This is a genomic window from Parafrankia sp. BMG5.11, from assembly GCF_004337455.1.
Window position 1 is genome coordinate 26,189 of record NZ_SJXI01000068.1, and the last position, 13,663, is coordinate 39,851.

General features: G+C 71.9%; 9 protein-coding genes. 4 read left to right on the plus strand and 5 right to left on the minus strand.

Features of this window, described 5'->3' with window-relative positions:
* Positions 1–4: 4 nt before the first annotated feature.
* The gene (locus E0504_RS37205) at positions 5–1,810 is read right to left on the minus strand and encodes an NAD+ synthase (RefSeq protein ID WP_112106825.1); all 1,806 of its coding nucleotides are present in this window, start codon (positions 1,808–1,810) and stop codon (positions 5–7) included.
* A gap of 252 nt (positions 1,811–2,062) precedes the next feature.
* Between E0504_RS37205 and E0504_RS37210 the strand changes: the two genes are divergently transcribed.
* A complete protein-coding gene (locus tag E0504_RS37210) occupies positions 2,063–3,421 on the plus strand; it encodes a glutamine synthetase family protein (protein WP_071065381.1) in 1,359 nt (452 codons plus the stop codon).
* Between the two features lie 109 nt (positions 3,422–3,530).
* Positions 3,531–6,680 (plus strand): bifunctional [glutamine synthetase] adenylyltransferase/[glutamine synthetase]-adenylyl-L-tyrosine phosphorylase, encoded by a 3,150-nt coding sequence (locus tag E0504_RS37215; protein WP_112106826.1) that lies wholly within the window; start codon positions 3,531–3,533, stop codon positions 6,678–6,680.
* A gap of 1,151 nt (positions 6,681–7,831) precedes the next feature.
* Here the strand turns inward: E0504_RS37215 and E0504_RS50750 are convergent.
* Positions 7,832–7,987 carry a hypothetical protein gene (locus E0504_RS50750; RefSeq protein WP_165938730.1) on the minus strand — a complete coding sequence of 52 codons (156 nt, stop codon included), beginning with the start codon at positions 7,985–7,987 and terminating at the stop codon, positions 7,832–7,834.
* Between the two features lie 216 nt (positions 7,988–8,203).
* Between E0504_RS50750 and E0504_RS37220 the strand changes: the two genes are divergently transcribed.
* The gene (locus E0504_RS37220) at positions 8,204–8,716 is read left to right on the plus strand and encodes a hypothetical protein (protein WP_131626777.1); all 513 of its coding nucleotides are present in this window, start codon (positions 8,204–8,206) and stop codon (positions 8,714–8,716) included.
* Between the two features lie 86 nt (positions 8,717–8,802).
* Here E0504_RS37220 and glnII read toward each other — a convergent pair whose 3' ends face one another.
* The gene (glnII, locus tag E0504_RS37225; protein ID WP_071065378.1) at positions 8,803–9,873 is read right to left on the minus strand and encodes a glutamine synthetase GlnII; all 1,071 of its coding nucleotides are present in this window, start codon (positions 9,871–9,873) and stop codon (positions 8,803–8,805) included.
* 482 nt (positions 9,874–10,355) lie between these two features.
* Entirely contained in the window at positions 10,356–11,780 is a 1,425-nt protein-coding gene (gene glnA / locus E0504_RS37230) for a type I glutamate--ammonia ligase (protein WP_112106829.1), read from the minus strand.
* 283 nt (positions 11,781–12,063) lie between these two features.
* On the opposite strand from glnA, the gene E0504_RS37235 reads away from it, so the two are divergent.
* Positions 12,064–12,438, plus strand: a complete 375-nt coding sequence (locus E0504_RS37235) for an RDD family protein (RefSeq protein WP_071065401.1) — start codon at positions 12,064–12,066, stop codon at positions 12,436–12,438.
* Between the two features lie 179 nt (positions 12,439–12,617).
* On the opposite strand, the gene E0504_RS37240 is transcribed toward E0504_RS37235, so the two are convergent.
* Positions 12,618–13,631, minus strand: coding sequence for a DUF4191 domain-containing protein (locus tag E0504_RS37240; RefSeq protein ID WP_131626778.1), 1,014 nt, complete (start codon positions 13,629–13,631; stop codon positions 12,618–12,620).
* Positions 13,632–13,663: the final 32 nt, after the last annotated feature.

The following is a 13,663-nucleotide window of genomic DNA, read 5'->3' on the forward strand; positions in this document are numbered from 1 at the left end:
GCGGTCAGCCCGCAGAGTGGTCGCGCTCGCGCCAGCGAGAGGTGATCGGCAGCCGGCGGTCGCGGCCGAACGCCTTGGACGTCACCTTCGGCCCGGGCGGGTTCTGCCGGCGCTTGTACTCGGCGAGGTCGACCAGGCGGATCACCCGGTCGACCGTCGCCGGGGCGTGGCCCGCCGCCGTCAGCTCGGCCCGGCCGAGGTCGTGGCTGACGTAGTCGTCGAGCACGGCGTCGAGGACCGAATAGTCCGGGAGGCGGTCGGAGTCGAGCTGGCCGGGGGCGAGCTCCGCCGACGGCGGCTTGACGATGATCTCCTCCGGGATGGGCGGGACCTCGCCGCGGGCGACCGCCCGCGCGTTGCGCCAGCGGGCCAGCGCCCACACGTTGGTCTTCGAGACGTCCTTGATCGGGGCGAACCCGCCGGCGCTGTCGCCGTAGAGGGTGGAGAAGCCGGTGGCCAGCTCGCTCTTGTTCCCCGTCGTCAGAACCAGGTGGCCGTGCTCGTTCGACAGCGCCATCAGCAGCGTCCCACGGACCCGCGCCTGCAGGTTCTCCGCGGCCAGCCCGTGCAGGCCGCCCGCGGCCGCGAGCGCGGCGTGGAAGGCGGCCACGGTCGGCTCGATGGGGACGACGCTGTGCCGGGTCCGCTGCCGGCGGGCGAGCTCGGCGGCGTCGTCCAGCGAGCCCTGGGACGAGTGCGCCGACGGCATGGCCACGGTGTGCACGGCGTCCGGGCCCAGGGCGTCCACCGCGATCGTGGCCACCAGGGCCGAGTCGATGCCGCCGGAGAGCCCGAGCGCCACCGAGCGGAAGCCGTTCTTGCGGACGTAGTCGCGGGTCCCGGTGACGACGGCGGCGTACAGCTCGCCGGCGGGGTCGGGCCGGTCGGCGACCGTCGCCGGGCGCGGCTCCCAGGCCGGCAGCGGATCGGCGGCGAGCACGACGCGGCTGACGGCCATCGTGGTGCCGTCGCCGGCGTCCACCGGCCCGTCCGGGCCCGTCTCCGGGCCCACGCCGGTGCCGGCGCCTTCGGGCAGATCGAGATCGACGGTGAGCAGGGTCTCGGCGAAGACCGGCGCCCGGGCGAGGACCTCGCCGCCGGCGTCGACGACCAGCGAGTCGCCGTCGAAGACCAGCTCGTCCTGGCCGCCGACCAGGTTGACGTACGCCAGCGTCGCGCCGGCCTCGCGGGCGCGGCGCGCGCACAGCTCGTCCCGGTGGTAGGACTTGCCCTGCTCGTACGGTGACCCGTTGATACACAGCAGCAGCCCGACCCCGACCTCGCGGGCCACCGCGACCGGGCCGCCCTCCTGCCAGAGGTCCTCGCAGACGGTCAGGCCGACGTCGACGCCGTGCAGCCGGAACACCGGGAACGTGGTGCCCGGCACGAAGTAGCGGAACTCGTCGAACACCCCGTAGTTGGGCAGGTGGTGCTTGGCCGAGCGGGCCGCGACCCTGCCCTGCCACAGCACGGCGACGCAGTTCTGCGGCTCCCCGGCCGGACGTCCGACCGCCGGCGCCGGGGTCGGGGAGGCGTCGAGGTAGCCGACGACGACGGCGATCTCGCCGGCGCCCTCCTCTGCGAGCCGGACCGCCAGGCGCTCGAGGGCGGCGGCGGAGGCGGCCACGAAGGAGCGGCGCAGGACGAGATCCTCGGCCGGGTAGCCGGTCAGCGTCATCTCGCCGAACACGACCAGGTGCGCGCTGCGGGCGAGTGCCTGCTTGGTCCAGGAGCTGACCAGCTCCGCGTTGCCGTCCAGGTCTCCGACGGTGGTGTCCACCTGGGCGAGGGCGATCCGCAACTGGGCCATACAGGCAGCGTAGGCCGCGATGCCCCGGCCCGGCGGTGTCGCGGCGGGGGTGGGTACGAGCGGTTGCGGCGGCGCAACTTCGCTGTAACGTCAGGCGCGTCGGGTCGGATCAGTCGCTACTCTCGGGTCAAAGTACCCGGGGGCGCCGCGCCCCGGCTCGGAGTATCGGGCGGCGGCGCATCCGGGGGAAGATCACCGGAAGTTGACTCGGGGAGCCGTGCCGACGAGTCCACACCTCAGCGCGGAGGGCTCATGGACAAACAACAGGAATTCGTTCTTCGCACCCTCGAGGAACGCGACATCCGGTTCGTCCGGCTCTGGTTCACCGACGTCCTGGGGGTGCTGAAGTCGGTCGAGATCGCGCCGGCCGAGCTGGAGGGCGCGCTCGCCGAGGGCATCGGCTTCGACGGCTCCGCGATCGAGGGCTTCGCGCGGGTGCACGAGGCGGACATGCTCGCCCGGCCCGACCCGTCGACCTTCCAGGTGCTGCCGTGGCGCGGCGAGCACCCGATGACCGCCCGCATGTTCTGTGACCTGGTCATGCCGGACGGGACGCCCGCGGTCGCGGACTCCCGCTGGGTGCTGCGCCGCACGCTGGCGAGGGCGGCCGACGCCGGGTTCACCTTCTACACCCACCCCGAGATCGAGTTCTTCCTGCTCAAGCACCCGCCGACGCGCGGTGGCCCGATGCCGCCGCCGGTGGACGAGTCGGGCTACTTCGACCTGACCCCGAACGACATCAGCCACGACTTCCGCCAGCAGGCCATCGGCGTGCTGGAGCGGCTCGGGATCTCGGTGGAGTTCAGCCACCACGAGGTCGCGCCGGGCCAGCAGGAGATCGACCTGCGCTACGCCGACGCGCTCACCATCGCCGACAACATCATGACCTTCCGGCAGGTGATGAAGGAGGTGGCGCTGCGCCAGGGCATCTACGCGACGTTCATGCCCAAGCCGTTCAGCGACCAGGCCGGGTCCGGCATGCACACCCACATGAGCCTGTTCGAGGGCGACCGCAACGCCTTCCACGACCCGACCGACGAGTACCAGCTCTCCAAGGTGGCCAAGGCGTTCATCGCCGGGCTGCTGGTGCACGCGGCCGAGATCACCGCGGTCACCAACCAGTGGGTGAACTCCTACAAGCGGCTGGTCGGCGACCAGCGTGCCGGTGAGCTGATGGAGGCGCCCGCCTACGTCTGCTGGGGCCACAACAACCGCTCGGCGCTCATCCGGGTGCCGCTGTACAAGCTCAACAAGTCCAACGCGGCCCGGGTCGAGTTCCGGTCACCGGACAGCGCCTGCAACCCGTACCTGACCTTCGCGCTGATGCTCGCCGCCGGCCTGCGCGGGGTACAGGGCGGGTACGACCTCCCGGCACCGGCGGCCGACGACGTGTGGACGCTGACGGACGCGCAGCGCCGGGAGCGCGGCATCACCGCGCTGCCCGGGTCCCTCGCCGAGGCGATCGCGACCATGGAGACGTCCTCGCTCGTCCGGGAGACCCTCGGTGACGAGCTGTTCGACTTCTTCCTGCGCAACAAGCGCTCGGAGTGGATCGAGTACCGCAGGCAGGTCACGCCGTTCGAGATCGACCGGTACCTCCCGACCCTGTGAGGAGCCGGCGGCCGCGGGCCGCCGCTCCTCCGGAAGACGCGCCCATGCCCCACCAGACGTCCGTACCCCACCGGGTGACCGCGCCCGGCCGGCTGACCGTTCCCGTCAGATGACCGTCCCGGCCGCTGACCGGCGGCGCCACACGGCCGCCGCGCAGCTTGCCCGGCTCGGCTTCTCCGACGTCGAGCGGGTCGCCGCGACCATGCGGCGGATCGGGCTGCTGCCGGTGGATGACGGCGCGGGCGGGTTCGCGGTGAGCGCCGTCGTCGGCGAGCTCGCTGCCGCCGCCGATCCCGACCGGGCGCTGCGTTGCCTCGACCGGCTGCTGGACGCATTGAACGCCCAGGACACGCCGGACGCCCAGGACACGCTGGCGGGCGCGCGGCTGCTGACCGCGCTCGCCAGCCGGGCGGGCCTGCGCCGCCGGCTGGTCGCGGTGCTGGGCGCGAGCTCCGCACTGGGTGATCATCTCGTCGCGCACCCCGGGGACTGGGCGATCCTGGACTCCGACGAGGCGATGACCGGCCCGGTCGATCCGGTGGCGGCCCGCGGCAGGCTGCTGCGGGCCGTCGGCGCGGACCCGGGCGCCGTCGAGCCCCGCGCCCGCGGCGCCGGCCCGGACGTGCTGGACGCGCTGCGCCTGGCCTACCGGCGCGCCCTGCTCGTCCTGGCCGCGCGGGACCTCACCGGGGCGGTGACCCTCGACGACGCCACCGCCGAGCTCGCCGCCCTCGCCGGGGCCGCCCTCGACGCCGCCCTCGCCGTGGCCCGCGCCGGGCTCGGGCCTGGCGACGTCCCCGTCCGCCTCGCCGTGATCGGGATGGGCAAGTGCGGCGGGTGCGAGTTGAACTACGTCAGCGACGTCGACGTCCTGTTCGTGGCCGAGCCGGTACTGACGCCGAAGGCGGCGGCTGGGACTGAGACGGCGGCTGGGACTGAGACTGTGCAGGCGCGGATGCCGGAGGCGGCGCCGGGTCTGGAGGCGGTGCTGCGCACCGCGACGCGGCTCGCCGAGGGGGTCGTCCGGGTCTGCGGCACGCCGACCGCGGCCGGCGAGCTGTTCCAGGTGGACGTCAACCTCCGCCCGGAGGGGCGGCACGGCGCGCTGGTGCGCACCCTCGACAGCCATCGGGCCTACTACCGGCGCTGGGCCCGGACCTGGGAGTTCCAGGCCCTGCTCAAGGCCCGCCCGATCGCCGGTGACACCGAGCTCGGCCGGCGGTTCGCCGCGATGGTCGCCCCGATGGTGTGGACGGCGGCCTCCCGCCCCGGGTTCGTCGCCGACATCCGGGCCATGCGGCGGCGGGTGGAGCGTTCGCTGTCACGCTCCGAGGCCGACCGCAACCTCAAGCTCGGCCCCGGCGGGCTGCGCGACGTCGAGTTCGCGGTGCAGCTGCTGCAACTGGTGCACGGCCGGGCGGACGCCAAGCTCCAGGTCGCGTCCACCCTGGACGCCCTCGACGGGCTGGCGCGCGGCGGGTACGTCGGCCGCCGCGACGCCGCCGGGCTCGCCGACGCCTACCGGTTCCTGCGCGCGGCCGAGCACCGGCTGCAACTACAGCGGCTGCGCCGGCTGCACACGCTGCCGCGCGATCCCGGGGAGCTGCGCTGGCTGGCCCGGTGCATGGGCCTGCCGGGCGCCACCGAGCTGGAGGCGGAGCACCGCCGGGTGGCCCGCTTCGTCCGTTCCCTGCACGAGAAGCTCTTCTACCAGCCGCTGCTGGAGGCCGTGGCCCGGCTGTCCGCGGAGGAGATGCGGCTGACCCCGCAGGAGGCCGCCGACCGGCTGGCCGCGCTCGGCTTCGCCAACCCGGCCCGCTCCCTGCGTCACATCGAGGCGCTGACGAACGGCGTGAGCCGCACGGCGGCCATCCAGCGGCACCTGCTGCCGGCGATGCTGCCCGCGTTCGCCGACGCCCCTGAGCCCGACGCCGGGCTGCTGGCGTACCGGCAGGTCAGCGAGGCGCTCGGGCGCACCCCCTGGTACCTGCGGCTGCTGCGGGACTCCGCCGGCGCCGCCGACCGACTCGCCCGGGTGCTGGCCACCAGCCGCTACGTCGCCGACCTGATGGCCCGGGCGCCGGAGTCGGTGCGGCTGCTGCGCACCGAGGAGGAGCTGCGCCCGGTGCCGCGGGAGGCGCTGGTACGCACTCTGCTCGCGGTCGCGCACCGCAACCCCGACGCCGAGGACGCGGTCGGTCGGGCCCGGGCGGTGCGCCGGGTGGAACTGGTCCGGGTGGCCTGCGCGGACCTGCTGGGCCTGCTCGACGTCGGCGCGGTCGGCCGGGCCCTCTCGGACGCCGCCGCGGCCACGATCGAGGCCGCCCTGCTGACCGCGCGCCGCCAGGTCGCCGGCGTCAGCGGTGGCTCGGACGGGCTGCCCGTCCGGCTGGCCGTCGTCGCGATGGGCCGGCTCGGCGGTGGGGAGCTGTCCTACGGCAGCGACGCCGACGTGCTCTTCGTCCACGAGGCGGAGCCCGGGGTCGGCGAGGCGCGCGCGGCCCGGCTCGCCGCCGAGATCATCGGTGAGCTGCACCGCCTGCTCGCGCTGCCAGGGCCGGACCCGCGGCTCACGCTCGACGCCGCGCTGCGCCCGGAGGGACGCAGCGGGCCGCTGTCCCGCACGCTGGAGGGCTACGCGTCGTACTACGACCGGTGGTCGCTGGCGTGGGAGGCTCAGGCCCTGCTGCGCGCCCAGCCGCTGGCCGGCGACGCGGAGCTCGCGGGCCGCTTCTGCCGGCTCGTCGACCGGGTCCGCCATCCGCGCGGGCTGCCCGCCGGCACGATCGCCGAGACCGTGCGGCTGCGCGGGCGGATGGAACGGGAACGCATCCCCCGCGGCGCCGACCGCGCCCTGCACGTGAAGTTCGGCCCGGGCGGGCTGACCGACGTCGAGTGGACGGTGCAGATCCTCCAGCTCGGCCACGCCTGGCGGCTGCCGGACCTGCGTACCACCGCCACCCGGGACGCCCTGCGCGCCGCGGCCCGCGCGGGCCTGGTCACCGCGGGCGAGCTCGCCGCCCTGGACGCCGCCTGGACGCTCGCGTCCCGGGTCCGCAACGGGATCATGCTCACCTCCGGCCAGGCCGGGGACCTGCTCCCGGCTGGCCCGCCCGGTCTCGAGCGGGTCGCCCGCGCGCTGGGCTACCCGGCGGAGGCGGTGGGCGAACTGCCCGGTGACTACCGCCGCGCCGCTGCCCGCGCCCGCTCGGTGGTGGAGGACGTCTTCGCCCGCGAGCAGCACATCGCTCACGGCTGACTGGCTCCGCGGGGGCGGCGACGGCGACGGCGACGGAGCCGGTGGCGGCCGCCGCGGGCCCGCGGCGCGTTCCGGCGGCGGGGACGTCTTGAGGAACTGGTCGGGCGACCAGGGACGCAGGAAGCGGACACGCACAGACAAAGGGCGTAGCTGGCGATCGCCGCCGTCTCGGGGCTGACTCCGAGGAAATGCGTGGCGAGCGCCGTGAGTGCCATTGGAGCGAGCGGCGCGCTCAGCTGCGTGTAGTCACGGTTGGGATGGGGCATGCTGTTCCCTCTCTTAGGTACCCGCGTACCGTCGGTATGCCGGCATCCATAAGACTGTCCGGGAACGCTCCTGGCAATAGAAACAACTAGCGGACGTGAAGATGCGTTTCTGTGGCGACGAAACTCGAATTGAGACGGGAGTTGCGACGATGTTGCAAGGGGTTGTTACCGCGGTGTCAGCGATGCGGAGGAACCCGGAGACCGGCTGCCCTGCAGTGCTTCTGACCTGTTGCAACGAGATGGTCAAGGAGTCGGAACGTGCGTGACGGCAGGGCCTCCAAGGGCGGTCGTGTTCCGCGGGTCGCCGTGGGCGTCGAGCCGGACCACAGGGAGCTTCTGGATTTCTTCCACCTGCTCAAAAAATGTTTTGGGACGCCGCTGTACAAATGTTCGCTGGACCAGACGCCGGCCGGCAGGACCCGGGCGAACAGGCAATTCAGAGGAGAGGTTCCGCTTCGCTGGGAAGATGCCGAGCGTTATCTTCTCCTTCAGCCGGAACCGGTCCGAGAGAAGGTCCTGTGGATTGCGCGTGTCGAATACGTCCACTGGTCTGTAGGTTCACGGGCGAGACGAAGATGGCCGCTGAGACCGGACGAGGAAAAACTTGTCGAGGAGGTGCTGGCGGCCGGTGGGTTCGCCCGTCAGCTCGCCGCCGTACGGCGCGCGGTCGACCAGCTGCGACAGGGGCATTACGACCTGGCGGGCACCGGGGATGCGGGCAGTACCGAGGCGGATCTCCGACCGGACCCGGCTCGCCGCCGGCCGGGGGCCGTAAGCGGGTTGCTGCCAGCGCCGAGGGCAGACGCACCCACCCGGTTACCCGAGGACACTGCCGGGGCGCCGGCACAGGCCCTTGAGGCGGCTGCGGAGGCGATCGCAGACGGACTACGTCATCGCCTCATCGAGCTGGAAGCCGTCGTCGAGCGTCAGCGGGGCGAGATCGTCACGGCTCTCACCCGCCAGGTCGAGGCCACCCGCCGGGCCGAAACCGCTGAGAGTCGCGCCCGAGAGGCGTACGGACAGAAAGAAGTCCTGCGCCATCAGGTTGAAATGCTCACCCGGGAACTGGCCCGGCGAACGGCCGCGGCCAACGTGGTCTCGGCCGCGCGGCAATCGTCAGCGCCACCGCCGACAGGTCGCGGGGTTATGCAGCCGTCGACGGCCGTGCCCGGACCGGGGCCTGCCCGCCCACCGCGTCTCGGCTGGCGAGCCAGAGCGGGCCTGCGGGCCGCCGTCCTGATCATCGCTATGGCGAGAATGATCGCCTTCGAGACGGTCGGTCCGCGTACTCCGCAGGAGCACCTGCAGGCGATGGCCCGAACGGGAGACCGTGTGGATCGCCTTCGAGCCTCGGCCGTTGTGGGGCTGTTCGAAGGCGTCTCGTACGACTTGGCCTACGACCTGACTCCTGGGCGCATCCGCGCCGAGACGATCTTCACTGTCTCTGACGGGGCTGTCGCCCATGCGTTCAGCGCTCTACCAGAGCTGACCGGGGACCAGGGGCGCTGCGGCGGCCTACAGGTCCACTACGCAGTCTTCGCGGGCGCCGCTGGCCTCGTGACAGAGGACGATCTTGATCTGGACGCGGCCCGAAGCCGGGATCTGATCAAGTGGAAGTCCTTTGTGCCAAGCAGAACCATCGAACTCATCGTCGACACCCCCGCGGTGCCCACCGGTTGCGGTGCCACCCTCGATTTCAACGAGGCGGTCGTCCGTATCGCTCCGTTTCAGCCGGCGGGCGATGTGGGCGCGGTCAGCGGGCTGCGCTGATCTCGGCAATCAGGTCCGTAGCCCCCGGCGGGTCGCCGGAGGCCACGGACCTGTCGTGTGACGCCAGGCCGCACGCGGCCTGGCGGTCAGACCTTGGCGGTCGCGTCGGCGGTCTGCGACGGCACGAACAGGGTCGGCTTGTCGCCGGCCAGCGCGCTGCAGCAGGTGTCGACGATCAGCGAGGAGACCACGTACGGGTCCATGTTGGCGTTCGGCCGGCGGTCCTCGATCCAGCCCTTCTTGGCCTTCTCGACGGCCCACGGGATCCGGATCGACGCACCGCGGTCCGAGGCGCCCCAGGAGAACTTGTTCCAGGGGGCGGTCTCGTGCTTGCCGGTCAGCCGCAGCTCGATGCCGTCACCGTAGTGGGTGACGTGCTCCATCACCCGGGTGCCCAGCGCCTCGCAGACGGCGACGATGGCGTCCCAGCTCTCCATGGTCTGCTTGGTGGAGAAGTTGGTGTGCGCTCCGGCGCCGTTCCAGTCACCGGCCATCGGCTTGGCGGCGAACGACACCGACGCGCCGAAGTCCTCGGCGATCCGGTGCAGCAGCCAGCGGCCGACCCAGATGTGGTCGCCGATCGCGGGGGTCGGCAGCACGCCGATCTGGAACTCCCACTGGCCCATCATGACCTCGGCGTTGGTGCCCTCGATCGCGAGGCCGGCGTCCAGGCACGCCTGGGTGTGCTTCTCGACGATGTCCCGGCCGGGCATCTTCTCGCCGCCGACGCCGCAGTAGTACGGGCCCTGTGCCTCGGGGTACCCGGCCGCCGGCCAGCCGAGGGGACGCCCGTTCTGGAAGAACGTGTACTCCTGCTCGATGCCGAACATCGGTGACATGTCGGCGTACTTCTCGGCCACCGCCCGGGCGGCGGCGCGGGTGTTCGTCGGGTGCGGGGTGAAGTCGGTCAGCTGGACCTCACACAGCACGAGCACGTTGTCGCCGCCGCGCAGCGGGTCCGGGCAGGTGAAGACAGGCTGCAGGACGCAGTCGGAGTTCGAACCCGGGGCCTGGTTCGTGCTCGAGCCGTCGAAGCCCCAGATCTCCGGCTCCTTGCCGCCCTTGACGATGCGGGTCTTGCTCCGCATCAACGGCTCAGGCTCGGTGCCGTCGATCCAGATGTACTCGGCCTGATAGCTCTTCGACTTGGAGCTCACTCGTACTCCCCGTGGTTGACGTGGCACGTGACGGAGCGACTGTGTGATCGGCCGGGGGAGGGCCGACCCCGGCCGCGACTGACGCAGGGTTCGTCCGGAGCTTCGTCGGGCCTCGTTTCCAATCAGTTCCCGGGGTGTTAATTCTCGGTCACCGGGGTGTTGCTGCACGGCCATAGTCGCGGCGCGGAAGCGAATACCCGCCGGTTCGCGGGAACCACCCCGGAAAAGCTGCCGTAACGACGGACGGCCCGTGCCCACGGGTTCGTGGACACGGGCCGTCCGTCATCAGCTGATATCCGCCCACCGTCGCCGGCGGTGTTCGGGGAAGGGTCAGCCGCAGGTCGCAGCGGCTGTCGGGTGGGTGGCGCCGGGGGTGGGCCGTAGGTCATACGAGAAGCCCCCGGCGCCGCTCTCGCCAGGTGTGGCGGGAGTCCGCCCGCCCCGTTGGTGGCGCCGCTCCGGACCGGGAGGGATATCGCGGTCTAGATGTCGTAGTAGAGGCTGAACTCGTACGGGTGCGGGCGTAGCCGGATGGCGTCGACCTCGTTCATCCGCTTGTAGTCGATCCAGGTCTCGATGAGGTCGGGGGTGAAGACGTTTCCTTCACGGAGGAACTCGTTGTCGGCCTCGAGGGCGTCGAGGACCTTCTCGAGTGAGCCGGGCACCTGCGGAACGGCGGCGAGCTCGTCCGGCGGGAGCTCGTAGAGGTCCTTGTCGATCGGGTCCGGCGGGTCGATCTTGTTCTTCACGCCGTCCAGGCCGGCCATCAGCATCGCTGCGAACGCCAGGTACGGGTTGCAGCTCGGGTCCGGCACCCGGAACTCGACCCGCTTCGCCTTCGGCGAGTCGCCGCCGAGCGGAATCCGGCAGCACGCCGAGCGGTTGCGCGCCGAGTAGACGAGGTTCACCGGGGCCTCGTAGCCGGGCACGAGCCGCCGGTAGGAGTTCGTGGTCGGGTTGGTGAACGCGAGCAGGGCCGGCGCGTGGTGCAGCAGTCCGCCGATGTAGTAGCGCGCGGTGTCGGACAGGCCGCCGTACCCGTTCGGGCTGTAGAAGAGCGGCTCGCCGTCCTTCCACAGGCTCTGGTGGGTGTGCATGCCGGACCCGTTGTCCTCGAAGAGGGGCTTGGGCATGAAGGTCACGGTCTTGCCGCGGCTGCGCGCCACGTTGCGGATCACGTACTTGTAGAGCATCAGGTTGTCGGCCGTCTTGAGCAGCGTGTCGTACCTGATGTCGATCTCGGCCTGGCCGGCGGTGCCGACCTCGTGGTGCTGCATCTCGACGGTGATGCCGACCTCGAAGAGCACCCGGGTCATCTCCGAGCGCAGGTCGGTGAAGTGGTCCGTCGGCGGCACGGGGAAGTAGCCGCCCTTGAACCGGGGCTTGTATCCGAGGTTGCCGCCCTCCTCCTTCCGCGCGGTGTTCCACGCGGCCTCCACCGAGTCGACCGCGTGCATCGACCCGTAGGGGTTGTAGTCGTAGCGGACGTCGTCGAAGATGTAGAACTCGGCCTCGGGGCCGAAGTAGGCGGTGTCGGCGATCCCCGTGCCGCGCAGGTAGGCCTCGGCCTTCTTGGCGATGTTGCGCGGGTCGCGCGAGTACTGCTCCTTGGTGATCGGGTCGTGGATGAAGAACGTCATTGCGAGGGTGGGGTGCTCGCGGAACGGGTCGACAAACGCCGTCCGAGGGTCCGGAAGGAGCAGCATGTCAGATTCATGAATCGCCTGGAATCCGCGGATCGACGATCCGTCGAACATGAGCCCATCGCTGAAGACCGACTCGGAGAAAACCTCCGTGGGGATTGTGAAGTGCTGCATCACCCCGGGAAGGTCACAGAATCGTACGTCAATGAACTGAACGCCTTCGTCCCGGATATAACGGAGCACGTCGTCGGCGTTTGTGAACATCCACCCTCCAGCGTTTGTCAGGTATCCATGGACTGACAGGGTACGCTCCGGTCGGTTGCGTGATGTGACCGCATGGCGTACCGGGGATATCACCGGGTTGTTTCCGAGATGTTACCGTAACGGCGTTCGTGACGGTACGTCATCGCCCGGTTGGCGCGGGATCGCCGCATAGGCTTGCGCCGTGGGACGCGCACTCGGAGGTTGGCTGGAAGGGCCCGGGCTGCCTCGGGACACACCACCCGGAGCCCGACTCGGGCTCCCGGCGGAGGGCCCCGGTTCGGTGGTGGGGTTCGGTCCCCGCCTTGTCGCCTATGCCGTCGACGCGGTGATAGCGAACCTGCTGGTGGGAGTCCTGTTCCTCGTCGGCGTCAGCGCCGCGGGGGATGCGCGCGGCTTGGCCGTGTACGGAGCGTTCCTGCTCGAGGAGCTCCTGCTGGTCGCCGTCGTCGGGCAGACCATCGGCATGCGGCTGGCGGGCATCCGGGTCATCCGGGTGCGCGACGGGGCGCGCCAGAGCTGGCCCTGGATCGTCGTGCGGACACTGCTGCTGGCGCTGTTCATCCCGATCTTCATCTGGGACCGCGACCTGCGTGGCACCCACGACCGCGCCGCCGGAACGGTGGTCGTGCGCGACCCGGTCACCTCACCGACGACCTGAGCCCGCGCGGAGCCCCGAGCCGCACCACCGGACGGCCCGGTAGGCCCGGGGGGTGCCGGCCGTGCCGGTTCAGCCGCCCCGTGGCGGGACGGTGCCGGCGGCGGGACGGCACCCCGGCAGCACCGGGGCCGGCGAACCGGGCCCCGGACGGTCGGGGCCCGGTCAGTCGGGGTGCGGGCTCAGCGGAGCCGGCCGCCGCGGGGGATGTTCCGCGGGATGGGGCCCTTGGGGATCGGCAGCGCCGGGGCGCTGACGGCCTTCAGCCTGCGATCGAGGGCGTCCACATCGCGCTTGCGCAGCTCGCGGCGCAGCCGCATGAGCGTGCTCTGCAGCTTCGGCAGTGGGATCTCGCCCTCGCCGTTCCCGACGACGTAGTCGAGCAGCGGCGCCTCGCCGACGATCTTGCGGATGCGGCGCTTCTCCGCGACGAGCAGCTCGCGCGGGCCGCGCCCGCGACCCTCCGCGATCAGGATCACGCCTGCCCGACAGACCACGCGGTGGACCACATCCTGATGCCGGTTCACGCCGACGGCGGGGGTGAGCCGCCAGTCGCCGCGCATCCGCTCGACGACGCCGGCGGCGGCGCCCGGCTTGCCCTCCATCTCGGCGTACGCGGTCTTCTGGACGCGCCGGCTGAACACGTTCAGCGCGACGACCAGCCCGAGCAGCACCGCGATCGGCAGCCACACGTACAGCGGGCCGACGAAGACCCCGAGGATGACGCCGACCGCGATCGGGCCGGCGAGCCCGAGCAGGCTCAGCCACAGCACCCGCGGGTCACGCTGCTTGGTGATCTTGTATACGAGGCGGATCTGCGCGAGCCTGGCGCGCGCCCCACCAGGCTGGCCGCCACCACCACCACCAGCGGGCGGCGGCGGTGTAGCGGCCCGCGCGTTCCGGCCGGCCTTGGCCGGCGGGTCGGACGGACCGCTCTGGCCAGCCTGGTCGGACCTACCGGCCCGGCGGGCCTTGCCACCGGCCTTCGGGGATCCACCCTTGGGGGCGCCGCCGGTCGGCCCGCCCGCCTTCGGGTCCCCAGCCTTCTGGGCACCCCCGCGCGCGCCCGCGCGTGACTCGGCCGCACCCGTTCCACCCGGCCGGCGGGCGGCCCCGCCACCCGTCGTTCCGCTTCCACCCGCGGCCGCGAGCACCGGCTCCCCGCCGGCTCCGGCCGGCTTCTTCCGCAGCGCCATAGACGCGAGCCTACGGCCTCGAACGGGGTGCC

Coding starts and splice junctions, on each gene's coding strand:
- E0504_RS37210 (WP_071065381.1), top strand. CDS start 2,063: ATGGACAAACAACAGGAATTCGTTCTTCGCACCCTCGAGGAACGCGAC.
- E0504_RS37220 (WP_131626777.1), top strand. CDS start 8,204: ATGATCGCCTTCGAGACGGTCGGTCCGCGTACTCCGCAGGAGCACCTG.
- E0504_RS37215 (WP_112106826.1), top strand. CDS start 3,531: ATGACCGTCCCGGCCGCTGACCGGCGGCGCCACACGGCCGCCGCGCAG.
- E0504_RS50750 (WP_165938730.1), bottom strand. CDS start 7,987: ATGGCGCAGGACTTCTTTCTGTCCGTACGCCTCTCGGGCGCGACTCTC.
- glnA (WP_112106829.1), bottom strand. CDS start 11,780: ATGTTCACAAACGCCGACGACGTGCTCCGTTATATCCGGGACGAAGGC.
- E0504_RS37240 (WP_131626778.1), bottom strand. CDS start 13,631: ATGGCGCTGCGGAAGAAGCCGGCCGGAGCCGGCGGGGAGCCGGTGCTC.
- E0504_RS37205 (WP_112106825.1), bottom strand. CDS start 1,810: ATGGCCCAGTTGCGGATCGCCCTCGCCCAGGTGGACACCACCGTCGGA.